Source organism: Pandoraea vervacti (assembly GCF_000934605.2).
Lineage (GTDB): Bacteria > Pseudomonadota > Gammaproteobacteria > Burkholderiales > Burkholderiaceae > Pandoraea > Pandoraea vervacti.
The window spans coordinates 625541-644726 of sequence record NZ_CP010897.2 but is presented as its reverse complement, the minus strand read 5'-3'; the positions used below and the strand labels follow the sequence as shown (position 1 = coordinate 644726).

Genomic DNA, 19186 nt, shown 5'->3' with positions numbered 1-19186 from the left:
GCCGTCGGCGGTGCGACGCTCACGCTCGGCACCCGGGAAGACGACGTCATGCTGCGCGCGCAGGGACTGCACAAGACCTTCCGTCTGCACGCGCAGGGCGGTGCGGCCATTCCGGCGCTCGAAGGTGTCGATCTGACCGTGCGTCGCGGCGAATGCGTGGCGCTCGTGGGCCCGTCCGGGTCGGGCAAGAGCACGTTGCTGCGCTGCCTTTACGGCAACTATCTGGCGGGCGAAGGACGCATCGAGATTCGCCACGATGCCGGTCACGGCGGAGGCTGGGTCGACATCACACGTGCGACGGCGCGTGAGGTGCTGTCGGTGCGTCGCACGACGCTCGGTTACGTGAGCCAGTTCCTGCGTGTCATTCCGCGCGTACGCACGCTGGATATCGTGGCTGAACCGCTGCGTCGACTGGGGGTCAGCGAGGCGGACGCCGCCGGGCGGGCGCGCGATCTGCTTGCGCGACTGAACATTCCCGAGCGCCTCTGGACGCTCGCCCCGGCGACGTTCTCGGGCGGCGAGCAACAGCGGATCAACATCGCACGCGGGCTGATCGCCGCCGCGCCGGTGCTGCTGCTCGACGAGCCGACCGCTTCGCTCGACGCGCAGAACCGGGCGGTGGTCTCGCAACTGATTTGCGAAGCACGTGCCGCAGGAAGCGCCATCGTCGGCATCTTCCACGACGAGGCGACCCGCGACGAAGTGGCGACGCGCACGCTCGCGATGCGCCCTGTGCTTCGCCCCGCTCATTGAACCGCCGGAGTTTTTCCATGCTTATCAAGAACGCTCGCATCGTCACCCCCGACACCACCTTCACCGGCGTGGTCGAGGTGCGCGAGGGTCTCATCCACGCCGTGGAGGAAGGCGCCACGCAGGCCGCCGGGGCGCTCGACTGGGAAGGCGACTATCTGGTGCCCGGACTGGTCGAGTTGCATACCGACAATCTGGAAAAACACCTCGCTCCGCGTCCCGGCGTGTACTGGAATACGCACGCCGCCTTTGCGATTCACGACGCGCAGGTCGCCGCCGCGGGCATCACGACCGTCTTCGACTCGCTGGTGATCGGCGAGCGCGACGCGTCCGGGCTGCGCAGCCGCAAACTTCAGGCCGAGTGCGGTCAGGCGCTTCTCGATACGATTGCCGCCGGGCTATTGCGCGCAGATCATTTTCTGCATTTGCGCTGCGAGGTCGCCACGCAGGATGCTGCCGATACGTTCGCCGACATGTGCGATCACCCGCTGCTGCGTCTCGTGTCGGTCATGGATCACACGCCGGGCCAGCGCCAGTGGCACGACCCGGTGCTGCACCGTCAATATCATGAACGCAACGGCAAGGTGCCCGATGCGCAGTGGCACGCGATGCTGGCCGATCTCAAGGCGCAGCAGGAGAAATATGCGATCCCGCACCGGCGCACCATCGTCGAGATGAGCCGCGAGCGCGGCTTGCCACTGGCGAGTCACGACGACACGTCGCTCGAACACGTGGAAGAGGCGCAGCGCGACGGCGTGGCGCTGTCCGAATTTCCGACGACGCTCGTCGCCGCACGTGCCGCGCATCGGAAATCGATCGGCGTGATCATGGGCGCGCCGAATGTCGTGCGCGGCGGTTCGCACTCGGGCAATGTGGCGGCGGCGGAACTGGCGCGTGAAGACGTGCTCGACATCCTGTCGTCGGACTATGTGCCGGCGAGCCTGCTGCAAGCGGCGTTTCAGTTGCACCACGATCACGCCGATTGCGGTTGGACCTTATCGAAGGCGATGCGTACGGTGTCGTGGAACCCGGCGCAGTCCGCCGGTCTGACGGATCGCGGCGGCATCCAACCCGGCCTGCGCGCCGATATGGTACGCGTGACCGTGCGCCCCGGCATGCCGCCGATTCCGCGTGCCACGTATATGGCGGGTCAGCGGATCGCGTGAGTGGCTGAGTGGCTGTGTACGACAGCGGCACAGCGCAGCATTTCGGTCTCACGTGCAACGAGAAAGGGCGCCGAAGCGCCCTTTCTCTTTTCCACACAACTACAGCGATCACACCGACATTCGGTTCCGTCAGATCACCATTTTGCGCACGCGCGCGGAGAAGACGTCGATACAGGTCACGACGATGACCATGATTACCATGACGGCGCAAGTCTGCGCGTACTGGAAACTGCGAATCACTTCGTAGAGCACCACGCCGATGCCGCCCGCGCCGACCATGCCGACCACCGATGCGGAACGCACGTTCGACTCGAAGCGGTACAGCGTGTACGAGATCCACAGCGGCATGACCTGCGGCAGCACGCCGTACAGGATTTCGTCGATGGCGCGAGCACCCGTGGCGCGTACCCCTTCGACCGGACGCGGATCGATCGCCTCGACGGCTTCGGCGAACAGCTTCGAGAGTGTGCCCGTCGTATGCACCCACAATGCGAGCACGCCCGCGAACGGGCCAAGGCCCACCGCGACGATGAAGAGCATGGCGAAGACCATTTCGTTGATCGCGCGGCACGCGTCCATCACGCGACGCACCGGCTGGTACACCCATGCCGGCACCATGTTCGACGCCGAGAGCAGCCCCATCGGAATCGAGCACAGCACCGCGAGGACCGTGCCCCACACGGCAATGTGAATCGTCACGATCATTTCGTGGACGTACACACGCCAGTCGCGGAAGTCGGGCGGGAAAAAGTCGTGCGCGAACTGGCTCATGTTGCCGGAATCGCGAATCAGGTCGAGCGGACGCATGTCGGCGCCGCCCCAGGACCACACAAGCACCAGAAAGAAGATCGCCCAACCGATCAGGGAAAGCCACGAACGCTTGGGCGGCTCGCCCGGCAGACGGCCGCTGGCAGTAATGGATGCGCTGGTGTTCATGTCGAGTACCACGAGTCGTTCCGATCAGGCTTTACTGCGCCTGAAGCGGCGAAATATATCGAACCACAAAGAAGTCGGCGCCCCGATACCGGGTCCGCCGCCGTTTGAATCTGATACCGGATCCGCTGCCGGATCCGATGCGAACATGGCGACGGAACCGCCGCACCAATGCTCGCAAGGCAGCGCGCGTCGAGGCGCGTCGTCACGCCTCGACGCGCCGGGAAACGCTTACTTCGTTTTGTTCAGCGCTTTGTCGAGCGCGGCGAGCTTGTCGTCGAGGTCGGCCAGCTGCGTCTTCTTCTTGGCGGCGTCGACGTTGGCGTCCTGCTCGAGCTGCACCTTTTGCTTGAACAGTTCGAGCTGACGGATCGGCAGAAGCTGAGCATCGGACGATGCACGGAAGCCGCCATAGTTGTAGATGTTCTTCAGCACTTCCTTCTCATGCGCATCCTTGCCGTAAGCGAGGAAGAAGTCGCGAATCTTCTTCTTCGTGCCATCCGGCAGGTCCTTGCGCCACAGCAGCGGATCCGACGGGATCAGCGGCGACTTCCAGATCACGTGAACGAGCTTGGCCTTCTCCGGCTGCGTCGCTTCGAGTTTGTTCAGCTCTTCGGTGTTGTTGGTCGCCACGTCCACCTGATTGTTGATGACCGCCATCAGGTTGGCGCCGTGGTTCGAGCTGCGGGCCGTCTTGAAGTACGTGCGCGGGTCGATGTTGTTCTTCGCGAACGCGTAATAGCCCGGCACCAGTGTGCCCGACGTCGAGGTCGGATCGCCCAGACCGAAGTTGATCTTCTTGCCGTTCTTGATCACGTCGTCGAGCGTCTTGTACGGGCTCGATGCGTTCGAGATCAGCAGCGAGTAGTAACCTTCGGTGCCGTCGGCATACATGATCTTCGCGAAGACTTCGCCCTGCGAGCGGTCCACGGCTTCCATGGCGCCCTTGTTGCCCATCCATGCCAACTGGACCTTGTTGAAGCGCATGCCTTCGATCACGCCGGCATAGTCGGTGGCGAAGAACGGCGTCACCTTCAGACCCGTTTGCTTCTCCATGTCGTCGATCAGCGGCTGCCAACGCTGGCGCAGCGCAGCGCTGGAGTCGGTCGAGATGATGCCGAAATTGATTTCCTGCGCGTGTGCCGCCGCGACCGAGGCGATCATGGCCGCGCCGGCCAGCAGGGATTTCCACAGTTTCATGAGAGCAAGCTCCGGGTCAGTTAAGGCCTGTTTCAGGCTTGGTAAGGCGTAGTTAGGCTTGGTAAGGCTAAGTGAGGCTGAGTGAGGCTAAGTGAGGCGAATCGAGGCGGGGGCAGGACGTCGTCGAATCAAGTGAGGCTGAGCGACATCGACGTGAGGAACGGGGCCTCGGCCTGCGCGGGCCTGGCGTCTCCGGTCGCGCCTTCGGACGCGTCGGAACTTTCGTTGAGCAGTTCGCTTGCCTGAACCCCGTACAGCCGGCGCAACAGGTCCGGTGTCAGCGCCGAGGACGGGCCGTCGTACACCACACGGCCCTGATGCAACGCCACCGTGCGCACGCAATAGCGCATGGCGACATCCACCTGATGCAGCGAGACCACGACCGTGAGCTTGTGATCGCGGTTCATGCGCGCGAGCATGTCCATTACCTTGCGCGCCGACTCCGGATCGAGCGAGGCGATCGGTTCATCCGCGAGGATGATCCTGGCGCCCTGCACGAGCGTGCGCGCCAACGCCGCACGTTGCTGCTGGCCGCCGGAGAGCGTGCTGGCGCGCTGGAATGCGAGGTCGGCGATACCGACTTCGGCGAGTGCCGCGAGCGCCGCCTGACGTTCGGCCGAAGTGAAACGAAACATCAGACTGCGCCACAACGGCACGCGGGCGAGCAAGCCCGTGAGCACGTTGGTAATGACCGGCAGGCGGCCTACGAGGTTGAACTGCTGGAACACGAAGCCGATGTCGCGACGAATCTGTCGGACCTCACGCACGATGCGGCCATCGCGCTGAATCGGACGGCCGAGAATCTCGATGCTGCCCGGCTGCGAATCGGCCGCGACGAAGCCGGCGATGTGACGCATGAGGGTCGATTTGCCTGAACCCGACGCACCGATCAGGGCGACCATTTCGCCCGGCATGACTTTGAGCGCCACTTCGTCGAGGGCGCGTCGCCCATTGCCGAACGTCTTGGTCAGTCGCTCGATTCGAATCGCTTCGTCCACGGTTCACCTGTCAGTCAGTTCGCCGGTCGGTCCCGATGCGTCGTCACTTGCGCCATTCCGTCACGGGATGGCGTCGCTTGCATCGCTCGACTAGCTGTTTTGTGGCAATTTGTGCCAAAAGTGAACGCAGTCTAAAAAGACTGGATGACAACACGGTGACAATCGATCAGCTTTTTCCGGAACGGCGAAAACCCCTATCGGGTCAACGATTTGGCAGTGATTTCGGCGCGCTCGGCGGCATTGCGGCGTGGGGATGTGGGTTCGATAAGGCGCGAGCGTCGGACGACGTTCGCAACGATCGCGCGCCACTTTGTCTACATCTTTTCGGACGCCGCGCGAAAGCGCATCGGCAGAAAAGGCGACGACAAAGGCCGTGGCGCAAGACGCGCGCAGTGCAATGGACGGCGCGTCCATTTGACGAATCCGCCACCGCCGTGGCGACGTGTGGCGTGCTGTGGCGCAACATGGCGAGGCCGCCGACGCTGAAAGCGGTTCGGGCGGGGATCCGGAGGGGATCGGGAGCGTCAGGCCATCATCGAGCCATCAGGCGATCAGGAGTTCCGGGCCGCGTGCGCGTAACTGGGCGAGCATGCTCTTGTGCGGCGCGGCGTCGCTGATGAGATAGCGCGCAGCCTCGAAGTGGCGGATGCGCACGGGCGTCACGCGTCCGAACTTGGTGTGATCGGCCACCACGGCGGATACGTTCGCGCACAGCAGCATGCGCGCACGCAACTCGGCGGCGGCACGGTTGAAGTCGGTGATGCCGCCGTCTTCGGTCACCCCGCCCACGCCGATGAAGGCGAAGTCTGCGTGATACTGCGCGATCTGGTTGATGGCGTCCCACCCCTGTACGGCGTCTTCGTTGTCCTGCAACTCGCCGCCGAGCAGCGTCACCCGGTTATCGTGATGACGGCCCAGCAGTCGCGCGATCTGCCAGTCGTTCGTATAGACGCGCAAACGATGCTTGGAGAGTAGCGCCTGAGCCACCGCGCGCGTCGTGGTGCCGTAATCGATGATCACCGACGCACCGTCCGGCACCAGTTCCGCAGCGCGCACGCCGATGGCGCGCTTGCCCACGGCATTGACGTTCTCGCGCAGCGTCCAGTCGGGTTCGCTGCGATCGGCCGCCAACGCTCCCCCGTGCGTCATGAGCAGCAGCCCGCGCGCGGCGAGTGTGTTGAGGTCGCGGCGCACGGTCTCGCGCGAGACACCCAGTTCCCGCACCAGATCGCTGATCGCGAGCGCGCCGGTCTTGGCGAGTTGTTCGAGCACGTATTGTTGGCGTTGTTCGGCGAGCATGTTCGGACAATTTCAGTTGGACTACGAATTTTCTGACGAAGTACTCATCCCTGAAGCGCGACGCGCAACCCCAGGCCGATGAAGATCGCACCGGCCACGCGGTCAAGCCAGCGCCCGGCGCCCGGCCGGCGCTTGAGCCACGTGCCCAGCACCCCCGCGAACCAGCCATACGCGCTGAACACGACGATGGTCTGCGCCATGAACACGAGGCCGAGCAGCAACATCTGCCCGCCCGGATGGGTCGCATCCGCGCTCACGAATTGCGGGAGAAATACGAGGAAAAACAGCGTGACCTTCGGGTTGAGCATGTTGGCGAACACGCTCTGACGGAACACGGCGCCGAGCGGTTGCGGCGCGGCGTCGTTCGCGAGGGCGAGCGCGCCCCGAGCGCGCAGGGCCTTGATGCCGATCCAGATGAGATACGCCGCGCCTGCCAGCTTGATCGTCTCGAACGCCCAGGGCGAAGCGCGCAACACGGCGGCAAGACCGACGGCGGCAAGCGTCGTGTGAAAGAGGCAGCCGAACGTGAAGCCTGCGGCAGCGGCCAGCCCCGCTCGACGCCCTTGCGCGATGCCGCGCGCAATGACCTGCATGTTGTCGGGCCCCGGCGCGAGCGTGATCGCGACCGAGGTCAGCAGAAACAGCCAGAGATTGGGCATCGGGAGATCCGGTTCGGAAAATCGGCGGTGTACGTCGGTCGACGACACCGGCGCGAAGGCCTGTGGCGTAATGCCGGGCTCAATGGCCTTCGAACGAGCAAAGCAGGAACAGATCCAGGCCGGCGTCGCGAATCAGGCGCGAACCGCCAAGCTCGGGCAAGTCGACGATGGCAGCCCCTTCGATGACGGTGGCTCCCAGTCGCTCCAGCAGCTTCTTGCCCGCGAGCATCGTGCCGCCGGTGGCGACCAGATCGTCGATCAGCAACACGCGGTCGCCGGGCCCGCACGCGTCGGCGTGAATCTCGACCGTGGCACTGCCGTACTCCAGTTCATATTCTTCCGCGACCGTCTGATACGGCAGCTTGCCCTTCTTGCGAATCGGGATGAATCCGATATTCAGTTCGTACGCGAGAATCGAGCCGAGGATGAAGCCTCGGGCGTCGAGACCGGCAATGTAGTCGGGACGCTGCGCCATGTAACGATGCACGAACACATCGATGAGTACGCGCAGCGTGCGCGGGTTCTTGAGCAACGGCGTGATGTCGCGAAACTGCACGCCGGGCGCGGGCCAGTCCGGGACCGTACGGATCTGGCTCTTGATATAGGCGGCAGGGGACTCGTCGATCTGCACGGGGATCCTTCGTGGGGTACTGATAGGGAACACGCCACATTATGCCAAAAAGGCCCGACAGGCCCCCGAGCGTCGGGCAAGTCCGTCGGCAGCGACTCGCTTTGCGTCCGATTGCCGCCCCCAGTGCCGCCCCTTTGCCACCCTACTGGCGCCCCAGCAATCGCATCTCGGCCTCGACGAGCTTGTCGGGCAATCCGCGCAACACGACGATGTCTTCGGCCATCAGACGGGTCTCCGCCACCGGTTCCACACCCCGGATGCCATGCCGGCGGATCGCGGTCACGGTCACGCCCAGCTTGTCCAGTCGCAACTCGCCCAGCGTGCGGCCGACGGCATCGGCGTTGAGCGTGAGCGGCACCGATTGCAGACGCACCTGCTCCCGCTCGCCGCCCTCGTCCTCGTCGTCGATCCCGTGGAAGTACCCGCGCAACAGGCTGTAGCGCTCGTTGCGCGCCTGCGCCACACGGCGCAACACACGGCGCATCGGCACGCCCATGAGCACCAGCGCGTGCGAGGCCAGCATGAGACTGCCCTCCACGATCTCCGGCACGACTTCGGTCGCCCCTGCGGCAATCAGATCGTCGATATGCGTGTCGTCCACGGTTCGCACGACGACGGGCAATGTCGGTTCCAGCGCCTGCACCTGCGCCAGCACCTTGAGCGCCGCCGGAGTGCTGTCGTACGTCACCACGATCCCGGCCGCCCGGTGAATCCCGGCAGCCACCAGCGCCTCGCGCCGGGCCGCATCGCCGAACACCACGGTCTCTCCCGAGCTTGCCGCCTCCATCACCCGGTCGGGGTCGAGGTCGAGGGCGACGTAGCCAATGCCCTCCTGTTCGAGCATGCGCGCCAGGTTCTGCCCGCATCGGCCGTATCCGCAGATGATCACGTGCCCGGAAGTCTTGATGCTCTGTGTGGCGATTTTCGTCATCTGCAACGACTGCATCATCCATTCGTTGGCCACGAAGCGCAGCGCAATGCGATCGGCGTTGATGATCAGGAACGGCGCACACAGCATGGAGAGCAGCATGCCGGCGAGCACCGCCTGCGATAGCGACGGGTCGAGCAGGTTGCGGTCAATCACCAGATTGAGCAGCACGAAACCGAATTCGCCCGCCTGCGCCAGCCCCAGACCGGTGCGGATCGCCGTGCCCGGCGAACTGCCGAACAGGCGGGCCAGACCGGCAATGAGCGTGAATTTCACCACGAGCGGGCCGACGAAGAACAGCAGCACGAGCAGCGGCTGCTTGAGCACGATGCTCGGATTGAGCAGCATGCCCGTCGTGATGAAGAACAGGCCGAGAAGCACATCGCGAAACGGCTTGATGTCGTCTTCCACCTGATGGCGAAACGGCGTCTCGGCGATCAGCATGCCCGCGATGAACGCGCCCAGCGCCATGGACAGACCCAGATGCTCGGTGACGTAGGCCAGCCCCAGGGTGAGGAGCAGCAGGTTGAGCATGAAGAGCTCTTGCGAGCGACGCGCGGCAACGATGTGGAACCAGCGTCCGACCAGCTTCTGCCCCAGCCACAACAGCAACGCGAGCGCACCCGTGATTTTCAGGGCGGCGAGCGAGAGCGCCAGCACCAGCGCCTTCGAGTTGCCGCCGAGTGCGGAAATCACGATCAGCAACGGCACGACCGCCAGATCCTGGAACAGCAGCACGCCCATGATGTTGCGTCCATGCTCGGTCTCGAGTTCGAGCCGCTCGGCCAGCATCTTGGTGACGATGGCCGTCGACGACATGGCCAGCGCGCCGCCCAGTGCGACCGAGGCCTGCCAGGAAAATGACCAGAACAGGTTGACGAGCGCGCCCAGCCCGACGGCGACGAGCAACGTGCCCAATACCTGCGAGACCCCCAGTCCGAGCACGACTCGCCGCATGCTCTTGAGTTTCGGCAAGGAAAATTCGATCCCGATCGAGAACATCAGGAAGACGACGCCGAACTCCGCGAGGTACTGCACGCGTTGCGAATCGGACGCCAGACCAAGCGCGTGCGGGCCGATGACGATGCCCACGCTGAGATAACCCAACATCGGCGGCAGATGGAGCATGCGAAACAGCACCACCCCGATGCAGGCGGCGAATAACAGAACGAGAGTGAGTTCGAGCGGCGATGCCATCGGGTAAGGTCGGTTTCCTGATACAGGGTCGGCGAGATGCGTTGTCTTGCAGGGGTCATGCAAGGGCCATGCCAGATTACGTCCGGGCGCAGGCCGGGGGACGGAAACCGGAACGCTTCAGGCGATGTCCCGAAAGGCGCGGGGCCAAGCGTGGCGCGGCTGTCCTTCGAGGCCACGCCCGTTTTGATATACTCCGCGCATGATAGCGAAAATCAATCCAGGCCGGGCACTAGAGGTCGCCCGGGAGGTGTTGCGCACTGAAGCCGACGCCATCGAACGCGTGTCAGCGCACCTCGACGACAGCTTCTTCGAAGCGGTCTCGCTGCTGCTCGCCTGCAAGGGCAGAGTGGTCGTCACCGGGATGGGCAAGTCGGGTCATATCGGCCGCAAACTCGCCGCCACGTTCGCCAGCACCGGCACCCCCGCCTTCTTCGTTCACCCGGCGGAAGCCAGCCATGGCGATTTGGGCATGATCACCGCCGACGACGTCGTCGTCGCCCTGTCCAACTCCGGCGAGACGGGCGAGTTGGTGAGCATCCTGCCGATGATCAAGCGCATTGGCGCGAAGCTCATCGCCATGACCGGCAACGCCGCCTCCAGCCTGGGCCGTCTGTCCGACGTGCACCTCGATGCGCACGTCGAAAAGGAAGCCTGCCCGCTGGGACTCGCACCCACGGCCAGCACCACGGCGGCCCTCGCCCTCGGCGATGCGCTCGCCGTCACGCTGCTCGATGCGCGCGGTTTCGGCGCCGAAGACTTCGCCCGCTCGCATCCGGGCGGCGCGCTCGGCCGGCGTCTGCTGACCTTCGTGCGCGACGTGATGCGCACCGGCGACGCCATTCCGCGCGTGAGCGCCGACGCCAGCCTCTCCGATGCCTTGATCGAGATGACCGCCAAGGGCCTCGGCATGACGGCCATCGTCGACGCCGACGATCGCGTCGTGGGCATCTTTACCGACGGCGATTTGCGCCGCCTGTTCAAGCGTACGCTCGATTTCACTTCGCTGAAACTGGCCGACGTCATGAAGGCAGGCCCGCGCACGATCGGCCCCGATCACCTGGCTGCCGAAGCCGCCGAACTGATGGAGCGCTTTGGCATCACGCAATTGCTCGTGACGGAAAACGACCGCCTCGTCGGTGCGCTCAATGTCCACGATCTGTTCGCCGCCAAGGTCGTGTGAGCCCCGCATCCATGAGTCATTCCAGCACTGCCCCCTTCGACGCAGCCGCCGCCAACGAGCGTGCTGCCCGCCTGCGTGTCATGGTGTTCGACGTCGACGGTGTGCTCACCGACGGCGGCTTGCGTTACGGCCCGACGGGCGAGATCGTCAAGACCTTCGATTCGCTCGACGGTCATGGTCTGAAGTTGCTCGCCGAAGCGGGCATCGTGACGGCCATCATCACCGGACGCCAGTCGGACATCGTCGCCAAACGCGCTGCCGACCTGCGCGTCGCCCACGTGTACCAGGGGGTGCAGGACAAGCGCGCCGCATTTGAAGACCTGTGCGCCAAAGTATCCGTCACGGCAGACGTCTGCGGTCATATCGGCGACGACTGGCCCGATCTGCCAGTGCTCACGCGCGTGGGCTTCGCGGCCTGCCCGGCCAACGCACACGCCGAAGTCAAGGCGCGCTGCCATTGGATCGCGCACCTGCGCGGCGGCGAAGGCGCCGTGCGCGAGATGTGCGACTTCATTCTGCGCGCGCAAGGGCGTTACGACGCCCTGCTTGCCGAAGCGCTTGCCTGACGCGACGAGGGAGCCGATCCACACATGGCCATGCAACGCGTCTCTCCGTCCTCGCTGATCGCCGTCGCCGTCCTGGCGGGCCTGGCGGCAGGCACGTACTGGCTCGTGCAACGCACGCTGCCGTCGGACGCCGATCGCGCGCCGTACGTGAAGCAGCACATCCCCGATTACTACGCCGACGACATGGTGATCTCCATGCTGTCGCCGAACGGCACCACGCAGTACCGCGTCAATTCCGTTCACATGACGCATTTCGAAGACGACCAGACGACGGCCATGACGATGCCCGCCGTGCGCGCGTTCACGCCGGACCAGCCGGAAGTGACCGCCACGAGCAAGCGCGGCACGCTCAATGCCGACATGTCCGTCGTCGATCTGTACGACGACGCGGTCGTGGTGCGTCAGCCGGGACCACGAGATCCGGAAATGCGCGCCCTCTCGGAGCACTTCCAGGTGCTCGTGAACGAGGACATCGTGCGTACCGAGAAGCCCGTGCAACTCTTTCGCGGCGCCTCCGTCATGTATGGCGACGGCATGATTTTCAATAACATCTCGCGCGCCGTACAATTGCTCGGCAATGTCCACGGCACGATCCAGCCGGCGGAACTGGGCGGCCAACGTCCGCCGTCGCCGGGCCAGTCCGCCGCGCCGAAAGCACCTACAGCACAGAACTCGCCGAGCGCGCCCGGCGCGCCATCTCCGACCAAACAGGGCTCCAAGACCCCATGACCGATCGCCTTCACCTGCGACCCGCATCCCTATCGCTGCGTGCCCTGCGCGCGCTGGCCGCCGCCTTCGCCGTGCTCGGCGCACTGGCCGCGCCGCTCGCCCACGCCGAACGCGCCGACCGCGACAAGCCGCTCAATATCGAGTCGGATCACATGAGCTACGACGACCTCAAGCAGGTCAACATCTTCACGGGCAACGTGACGATGACCAAGGGGACGATTCTCCTCAAGGCCGACCGCGTCGAAGTGACCCAGGACCCGGAGGGCTACCAGTACGCAACGGCGTATTACAAGCCGGGCGGCCCGCTCGCCTACATGCGTCAGAAGCGCGATGGCGTCGACGAGTACATCGATGGCTGGGGCCAGACCATCTACTACAACGGCAAGACCGAAGTGGCCACGCTCACGACGCAGGCCACGCTCAAGCGTCTGGCCGGTGGCACGAAGGTGCTCGACGAGATTCACGGCAGCGTGATCACGTACGACACCTACAATGAGGTCTACACGGCCAACAGCGGGGCCGATCAGGTCAACCCCAACAATCCGAACGGGCGCGTGCGCGCAACGCTCGCCCCGCGCAATGCCACCGGCGCGCAGGCAACGCCGCCCGGCGCGAGCAAGCCGGCCGCCCCCAAGGGTGATCTGCCGCCGCTGTCGCCTTCCAAGAACATCGGGAATCCGCGTGAGTAATTCTGCCAACAGCAATACCTCGACCCTCAACCCCGGCGCCATCCATTCGGGCAAGCCGAGTGCGCTCGTGGTTCGCTCGCTCAAGAAGCAGTACGGCGCACGCACCGTCGTCAAGGATGTCTCGCTCGATGTGAAAAGCGGCGAGGTCGTTGGGCTGCTCGGGCCGAACGGCGCCGGCAAGACAACGTCGTTCTACATGATCGTGGGGCTGGTGCCCGCCGATGACGGCGAAATCCAGCTCGACGGCAACCTGATCAGCGAATTGCCGATTCACGAGCGCGCCCGTATGGGGGTCTCGTATCTACCGCAGGAAGCGTCGGTGTTTCGCAAGCTCACGGTCGAGGACAACATTCGCGCCGTGCTCGAATTGCAGCTCGATGCGCAAGGCAAACCGCTCAAGCGCGAAGAAATCGAGCGCCGCATCGAGTCACTGCTCGACGAGCTCCAGGTCAGCCATCTGCGTGAGAATCCTGCGATGTCGCTCTCCGGGGGCGAGCGGCGCCGCGTGGAAATCGCCCGCGCGCTCGCCACGCAACCGCGTTTTATTTTGCTCGACGAACCGTTCGCGGGCGTGGACCCGATCGCCGTGCTGGAAATCCAGCGGATCGTGCGCTTCCTGAAGGACCGTGGCATCGGTGTCCTGATTACCGACCACAACGTGCGCGAGACGCTCGGTATCTGCGATCACGCCTACATCATCAGCGAAGGCTCGGTGCTCGCCGCCGGCACGCCTGACCAGATCGTCGCCGACGAAAGCGTCCGTCGCGTGTATCTGGGCGAAAATTTCCGGATGTAAAGCAAATTTTACGCATGTAAACCCTGCCACCGATAGGAGGCAGGGCCGGTTCCGTTGGCGTGACAAAGCCTCTACAATGAAGGCGAGACACGCTATGAAACCCACTCTTCAACTCCGCACCTCGCAGCACCTGACCCTCACGCCTCAGTTGCAGCAATCGATCCGGTTGCTGCAACTGTCTACGCTCGAACTCCAACAGGAAGTCGAACACGCGCTCACCCAGAACCCGATGCTCGAACGCGAGGACGATTGGCTCGCTGGCTCGGTTCGGGTCGGCACCGACGGGTCGCTGCGCAACGAACGGAGCACGTCGTCCAGCAGTTCGAACGATAGCGGCGAGTCGACCAACGGCCGCGACGAGGCCCGCGAACTCGATGGCGAAGCCCGCTTCGACGACAACGCCCAGGACACCGGCGGCGACTGGAGCCTGAACGACTTCGCCCGCTCGGGCAGTGCGTCGGATGACGACGACAACGCCCGCCCCCAGTTGCACGTCGATCACCCCAACCTGCGTGAACACCTGCTCGCGCAATTACGCCTGACCAAAGCCAGCCCGCGCGATCGTGCGCTGGTGGAATTCCTGATCGAATCGCTCGACGAAGACGGCTACCTCGGCTCCCTGCTCGACGAGATTCAGGCGGAGATGCCTGAGGAACTGGCGCTGGAGACCGAAGAGATCAACGCGGCGCTCGCGTTGCTGCAAAGCTTCGACCCCGCAGGCGTGGGTGCCCGCAGCCCGGCCGAATGCCTTCGTCTGCAACTGCAGCGTCTGCCGGCCAGCAATGTGCGCACGTTGTCGCTGCGTATCGTCACCGATCACCTGGAATTGCTCGCCGCACGCGATTACACGCGTCTGCGCCGCCTGCTGGGGGTGAGCGAAGACGCGCTGCGTGCCGCGCACCAGTTGATCCGCTCCCTTGACCCATTCCCGGGCGCCGCCTACGGCTCGCCGCAGGCCGACTACGTCGTGCCCGACGTGCTCGTACGCAAGCAGGGGACCGGCTGGACGGCCGAGCTCAATCCGGAGGTCATGCCGCGCCTGCGCATCAACGAAATGTATGCGCGAATCCTCCGAAACAACCGGAACGATCCGGGCACCGGCAACCTCCAACAGCAATTGCAGGAAGCCCGCTGGCTGATCAAGAACATTCAGCAGCGCTTCGACACGATCCTGCGGGTCGCGCAGGCGATTGTCGAGCGTCAAAAGAACTTCTTCACGCATGGTGAAATCGGCATGCGGCCCTTGGTTTTACGCGAGATTGCTGATACGCTGGGTTTACATGAATCCACGATTTCACGGGTGACGACGAGTAAGTACATGCTCACTCCATTTGGAACCTTCGAGCTCAAGTACTTCTTCGGATCGCACGTGGCAACGGAAGCCGGAGGCGCTGCGTCATCGACCGCTATCCGCGCACTCATCAAGCAACTCATAGGAGCAGAAGACCCGCAGAGCCCCCTTTCCGATAGCCGTATCGCGGAACTGCTGGCAGAGCAAGGTTTTGTGGTGGCGCGGCGAACGGTCGCGAAGTACCGCGAGGCCATGCGAATCCCCGCAGTGAACTTGCGCAAATCTTTGTAGGACAGTCCTGGTGCGCCATGTTGGCCGCTGGGGCATCACGCCGCAGTGCGACATTGCGTCACGTCAATGGCTCGCGCTCCTGCCAGCCAGCGTCAACGTCGACGCGGCCTGCACTTCGGCATTTCAGCAAGGAGAGCAGCTATGAATCTTCAGATCAGTGGACATCATCTCGAAGTCACCGCATCACTGAAAGAATATGTCGTCAACAAGCTCGAACGCGTGTTGCGCCATTTCGATCAGGTCATCAGCGTCGAGGTGATCCTTTCTGTCGACAAGTCCAAGGAGAAGGCGGGACGCCAGAACGCGAGCGTCACGGTCAATCTCAAGGGCAAGGAGATTTTCGTCGAGAAGTGTGACGAAAATATGTATGCCGCCATCGACAAGCTGATCGACATGCTCGACCGCAAGGTAATGCAATACAAGGATAAGGTTCAGGATCACGGTCGCGAGGCGATCAAGCACCACCAGCCTCCTCCTGAGGCGGAGCCGCTGCAATAAGGCTGTTCCGGCGTGGTAGTCGCATCGACTGACACTGACGAAAAGCCGTAAGGAACCACCCGAGCGTTTATCCGTCTTTCGTAAGTCTGGCATCACCCACCGCGGGGCCGTTGAACGGCCCCTTTTGTATGGTTCGGCCCAGTTCCGTGTCTCGCCGCGAGCACGGCGGCGGGTGGTCTATAATGCGAGGTCAATCGGGGGTTGGAGGGCGACTAAGCGTTCGCCCGCATTACAAGATGAATCGTTTATTCAAACTCTTACCTGAGTCCAACATCCTGCTTGGACTGTCCGTCACCAGCAAGAAGCGCGTCTTCGAGCAAGCCGGCCTTCTCTTCGAGAACAATGCCGCGCTCTCCCGCGCTACGGTCACCGACAACCTGTTCGCCCGCGAGCGTCTGGGTTCGACCGGACTCGGCGAAGGGGTGGCGATTCCGCACGGGCGTATCAAGGGCCTGAAACACCCGATGGCTGCGTTCATTCGCCTCGAAGACGCCATTCCCTTCGAGGCCCCTGACGGCCAGCCCGTCTCCCTGCTGTTTTTCCTACTGGTGCCCGAACAGGCGACCCAGCAACATCTCGAGATCCTGTCCGAAATTGCGCAGTTGCTCTCCGACCGTACGATGCGCGAGACATTGATCAATGCGCCGAGCGCCGCCGAGATCCATACCGCGCTCGCGAACTGGCAGCCCTGAGCGGCCCGGGCGGCCCGGGCGACCCCGATGGGACCGCCATCCGTCACGAACCACCGCGAACCCAGACGAATCCAGTAGCTCCCATACCCAACCGAACGAGGCGACGCGGTGGAACTGACCGGCATCAACGCGCAAAGCATTTTCGACGACAACGCCGCGACGCTGCGTCTGTCGTGGCTCACGGGCCATGAGGGTTGGGAGCGCGGCTTCACGCCCGAGAGCGTCGCCACCGCGACCTCCAGCGCCGACCTCGTAGGCCACCTGAACCTCATTCACCCGAACCGTATCCAGGTGCTCGGCGAGGCGGAACTGCGCTACTACCAGCGTCTGACGGACGAAAACCGCAAACGTCACATGGGCGAAGTCATCGCGCTGGAGCCGCCATTCCTCGTGGTGGCGGATGGCCTCGAAGCGCCGCCCGATCTCGTATTGCGCTGTACCCGCTCGTCCACCCCGCTGTTCACCACGCCAATGTCGACGGCATCGGTCATCGACAGTCTGCGTCTGTACATCTCGCGCGTGTTCGCACCGCGATGCACGATGCACGGCGTTTTCATCGACATTCTGGGCATGGGCGTGCTGCTGACCGGCGATTCGGGCCTCGGCAAGAGCGAACTCGGCCTCGAACTGATCAGCCGTGGCCACGGGCTGGTCGCCGACGACGCGGTCGATTTCGTGCGTCTCGGGCCGGATTTCGTGGAAGGCCGCTGCCCGCCGCTGCTGCAAAACCTGCTGGAAGTCCGCGGTCTGGGGTTGCTCGACATCAAGACGATCTTCGGCGAGACGGCCGTGCGCCGGAAGATGAAGCTCAAGCTCATCGTGCAACTGGTGCGTCGCCCCGATGGGGAATTCCAACGACTGCCGCTCGAAGCGCAGACGGTGGACGTGCTGGGCCTGCCCATCAACAAGGTGATTCTGCAAGTGGCGGCCGGGCGAAACCTCGCCGTGCTCGTCGAAGCCGCCGTTCGAAACACGATCCTGCAACTGCGCGGCATCGATACGCTCAAGGACTTCATGGAGCGCCAGCGTCAGGCCATGCAGGACCCGGATGGCATGCAGGGCAAATTGCTCTGAGCGCGCAGCGCCGCTTCCGGTCTCGCCGGGCCCGCCCTACGCGCCCTGAACCTCCGGGTATACCGCAGCTTTTGCGTTTTTCTGTCAACGCCGCGCGATTGCGGCGCGTTTTCTATCATGTTGTAATCGCAACGCGGTCCATCCCCGTGCCCGTGCGTGACGACCTTATGGAGAGACGATCATGAAAAAAGCACTCGCTGCATTGCTTCTGGTATCCCCGCTGCTCGCATCGCCCGTGTTCGCCCAGACGGCCGCCGCACCGGCATCCGCGCCCAAGGCGACCAACGCCCAGCAAGACAAGATGAAGGCGTGCAACGCGCAAGCCTCCGGCAAGACGGGCGACGATCGGAAGGCGTTCATGAAGCAATGTCTGTCGGCTGGCGGCGCCCCGGCCGCCAAGCAGACGCAGCAGGAAAAGATGAAGACCTGCAACACGCAAGCGTCCGGCAAGAAGGGCGACGACCGCAAGGCATTCATGAAGCAATGTCTGTCGAACCAGCCGGCTGCCTGAGGTAACCCTCCCGGCACCTGCCTGACGGCGCCCCTTGCGGGCGCCGTTTTCGTTTGACGTTTCGTCTGAGGCGCGTGAATTCTCGCAAATGCAGGGAAAACGCACGGAACATTCTCGTTTCTTCCCGTTCGACACCCGTACGACACAATCGCTTACCATGATGGCTGTATTCGGGATATGTCATGAAGATCGTACTGATTACCGGCGTCTCCGGATCGGGCAAGTCGCTCGCTCTGAACGTCCTCGAGGATGCGGGTTACTACTGCGTCGACAATCTGCCGTCACGCTTTTTGCCTGAACTCGCCGTCTACCTCGGCACACAGAACTACACCCGCCTCGCGGTCGCCATCGACGCGCGCAGCGGTGGTTCGCTCGCCGAATTGCCGCCCATCATCGGCGGTCTGCGCCGTTTCGGCCATGACGTTCGCGTGCTGTTCCTGAATGCCACCACGCAGACGCTGGTGCAACGATTCTCCGAGACACGCCGCCGCCATCCGCTGTCCGTGACGAGCGACGACATGGTCTCCCCGACCGGCTCGCTTGTCGAAGCCATCGAAAAAGAACGCGAGATGTTGAGCAGCGTGACCGAACTCGGCCACCAGATCGACACCAGCAATTTGCGCGCGAGTGCGCTGCGCCGATGGATTCGCGAGTTCGTTCAGCACGATCAGACAGGCCTCACGCTGATGTTCGAGTCGTTCGGCTTCAAGCACGGCGTGCCGCTCGATGCCGATCTGGTGTTCGACGTTCGTTCGCTGCCCAATCCGTATTACGACGTTCAGTTGCGTCCGCTAACGGGACGCGATCAGCCGGTGATCGATTTTCTCTCGGCGATTCCGGAAGTCGAGGAGATGATCAACGACATCGGCGCCTACTTGCAGAAGTGGCTGCCGAGCTACATGCGCGACAACCGCAGTTATCTGACGGTCGCCATCGGGTGCACAGGCGGCCAGCACCGCTCCGTCTTCATCTCCGAGACGCTGGGCGCCCGTTTTCGTCACGAGGCCGCCGTGCTGGTGCGCCACCGCGAGCTCGCCCCTGTCGAAGCGAAGTAGGCCGCGCGGCACAGGAGTGCGGGCGGGCGGCGCGTGACGGCATGCTCGCCTGA

20 protein-coding genes are annotated in these 19186 nt (G+C 63.8%); 13 read left to right on the top strand and 7 right to left on the bottom strand.

All coding sequences use genetic code 11. The features are described 5' to 3' along the window. Positions 1 to 48: 48 nt before the first annotated feature. Positions 49 to 753 (top strand): phosphonate C-P lyase system protein PhnL, encoded by a 705-nt coding sequence (gene phnL, locus UC34_RS02935; RefSeq protein WP_044457672.1) that lies wholly within the window; start codon positions 49 to 51, stop codon positions 751 to 753. Between the two features lie 17 nt (positions 754 to 770). Beyond that, the gene (locus tag UC34_RS02930) at positions 771 to 1916 is read left to right on the top strand and encodes an alpha-D-ribose 1-methylphosphonate 5-triphosphate diphosphatase (protein WP_044453830.1); all 1146 of its coding nucleotides are present in this window, start codon (positions 771 to 773) and stop codon (positions 1914 to 1916) included. Between the two features lie 129 nt (positions 1917 to 2045). Here the strand turns inward: UC34_RS02930 and phnE are convergent, their stop codons facing one another. From phnE to UC34_RS02895, 7 genes are all read right to left on the bottom strand, one after another. Continuing rightward, positions 2046 to 2852 (bottom strand): phosphonate ABC transporter, permease protein PhnE, encoded by an 807-nt coding sequence (phnE, locus tag UC34_RS02925; RefSeq protein WP_044457671.1) that lies wholly within the window; start codon positions 2850 to 2852, stop codon positions 2046 to 2048. A 228-nt stretch (positions 2853 to 3080) separates the two neighbouring features. Continuing rightward, positions 3081 to 4049 carry a phosphonate ABC transporter substrate-binding protein gene (phnD, locus tag UC34_RS02920; RefSeq protein ID WP_044453828.1) on the bottom strand — a complete coding sequence of 323 codons (969 nt, stop codon included), beginning with the start codon at positions 4047 to 4049 and terminating at the stop codon, positions 3081 to 3083. Positions 4050 to 4177: 128 nt separating this feature from the next. After that, on the bottom strand, positions 4178 to 5047 hold the full coding sequence (gene phnC, locus UC34_RS02915) for a phosphonate ABC transporter ATP-binding protein (RefSeq protein WP_044453826.1): 870 nt from the start codon (positions 5045 to 5047) through the stop codon (positions 4178 to 4180). A gap of 543 nt (positions 5048 to 5590) precedes the next feature. Then, positions 5591 to 6346: a DeoR/GlpR family DNA-binding transcription regulator gene (locus UC34_RS02910; protein ID WP_044453824.1), complete on the bottom strand. Its 756-nt coding sequence runs from the start codon at positions 6344 to 6346 to the stop codon at positions 5591 to 5593. Positions 6347 to 6390: 44 nt separating this feature from the next. Beyond that, a complete protein-coding gene (locus UC34_RS02905; protein ID WP_044453822.1) occupies positions 6391 to 7005 on the bottom strand; it encodes a LysE family translocator in 615 nt (204 codons plus the stop codon). 79 nt (positions 7006 to 7084) lie between these two features. After that, the gene (locus tag UC34_RS02900; protein ID WP_150624842.1) at positions 7085 to 7636 is read right to left on the bottom strand and encodes an adenine phosphoribosyltransferase; all 552 of its coding nucleotides are present in this window, start codon (positions 7634 to 7636) and stop codon (positions 7085 to 7087) included. Between the two features lie 142 nt (positions 7637 to 7778). Continuing rightward, positions 7779 to 9761 (bottom strand): monovalent cation:proton antiporter family protein, encoded by a 1983-nt coding sequence (locus UC34_RS02895; RefSeq protein ID WP_044453819.1) that lies wholly within the window; start codon positions 9759 to 9761, stop codon positions 7779 to 7781. Between the two features lie 199 nt (positions 9762 to 9960). On the opposite strand from UC34_RS02895, the gene UC34_RS02890 reads away from it, so the two are divergent. The 11 genes from UC34_RS02890 (at position 9961) to rapZ (ending at position 19133) form a co-directional block, all read left to right on the top strand. After that, on the top strand, positions 9961 to 10941 hold the full coding sequence (locus UC34_RS02890) for a KpsF/GutQ family sugar-phosphate isomerase (protein ID WP_044453817.1): 981 nt from the start codon (positions 9961 to 9963) through the stop codon (positions 10939 to 10941). An 11-nt stretch (positions 10942 to 10952) separates the two neighbouring features. Further along, a complete protein-coding gene (locus UC34_RS02885; RefSeq protein WP_044453815.1) occupies positions 10953 to 11507 on the top strand; it encodes a KdsC family phosphatase in 555 nt (184 codons plus the stop codon). A gap of 24 nt (positions 11508 to 11531) precedes the next feature. Next, positions 11532 to 12236 carry an LPS export ABC transporter periplasmic protein LptC gene (gene lptC, locus UC34_RS02880; protein WP_072617429.1) on the top strand — a complete coding sequence of 235 codons (705 nt, stop codon included), beginning with the start codon at positions 11532 to 11534 and terminating at the stop codon, positions 12234 to 12236. Next, positions 12233 to 12925 (top strand): lipopolysaccharide transport periplasmic protein LptA, encoded by a 693-nt coding sequence (lptA, locus tag UC34_RS02875; protein ID WP_044453813.1) that lies wholly within the window; start codon positions 12233 to 12235, stop codon positions 12923 to 12925. Before lptC ends, lptA begins: the two co-directional genes overlap by 4 nt. Positions 12926 to 12965: 40 nt before the next feature. Beyond that, a complete protein-coding gene (gene lptB, locus UC34_RS02870) occupies positions 12966 to 13721 on the top strand; it encodes an LPS export ABC transporter ATP-binding protein (RefSeq protein WP_157123303.1) in 756 nt (251 codons plus the stop codon). Between the two features lie 94 nt (positions 13722 to 13815). Beyond that, a complete protein-coding gene (locus UC34_RS02865) occupies positions 13816 to 15303 on the top strand; it encodes an RNA polymerase factor sigma-54 (protein WP_044453809.1) in 1488 nt (495 codons plus the stop codon). Between the two features lie 141 nt (positions 15304 to 15444). Further along, a complete protein-coding gene (gene hpf, locus UC34_RS02860) occupies positions 15445 to 15801 on the top strand; it encodes a ribosome hibernation-promoting factor, HPF/YfiA family (RefSeq protein ID WP_044453807.1) in 357 nt (118 codons plus the stop codon). Between the two features lie 182 nt (positions 15802 to 15983). Beyond that, a complete protein-coding gene (ptsN, locus tag UC34_RS02855) occupies positions 15984 to 16493 on the top strand; it encodes a PTS IIA-like nitrogen regulatory protein PtsN (protein WP_044453804.1) in 510 nt (169 codons plus the stop codon). Between the two features lie 108 nt (positions 16494 to 16601). After that, positions 16602 to 17567, top strand: coding sequence for an HPr(Ser) kinase/phosphatase (gene hprK / locus UC34_RS02850; protein ID WP_044453802.1), 966 nt, complete (start codon positions 16602 to 16604; stop codon positions 17565 to 17567). A gap of 181 nt (positions 17568 to 17748) precedes the next feature. Then, positions 17749 to 18078, top strand: coding sequence for a PsiF family protein (locus UC34_RS02845; protein WP_044453800.1), 330 nt, complete (start codon positions 17749 to 17751; stop codon positions 18076 to 18078). A 182-nt stretch (positions 18079 to 18260) separates the two neighbouring features. Further along, the gene (rapZ, locus tag UC34_RS02840; protein WP_044453798.1) at positions 18261 to 19133 is read left to right on the top strand and encodes an RNase adapter RapZ; all 873 of its coding nucleotides are present in this window, start codon (positions 18261 to 18263) and stop codon (positions 19131 to 19133) included. The last annotated feature ends 53 nt before the right edge of the window (positions 19134 to 19186 follow it).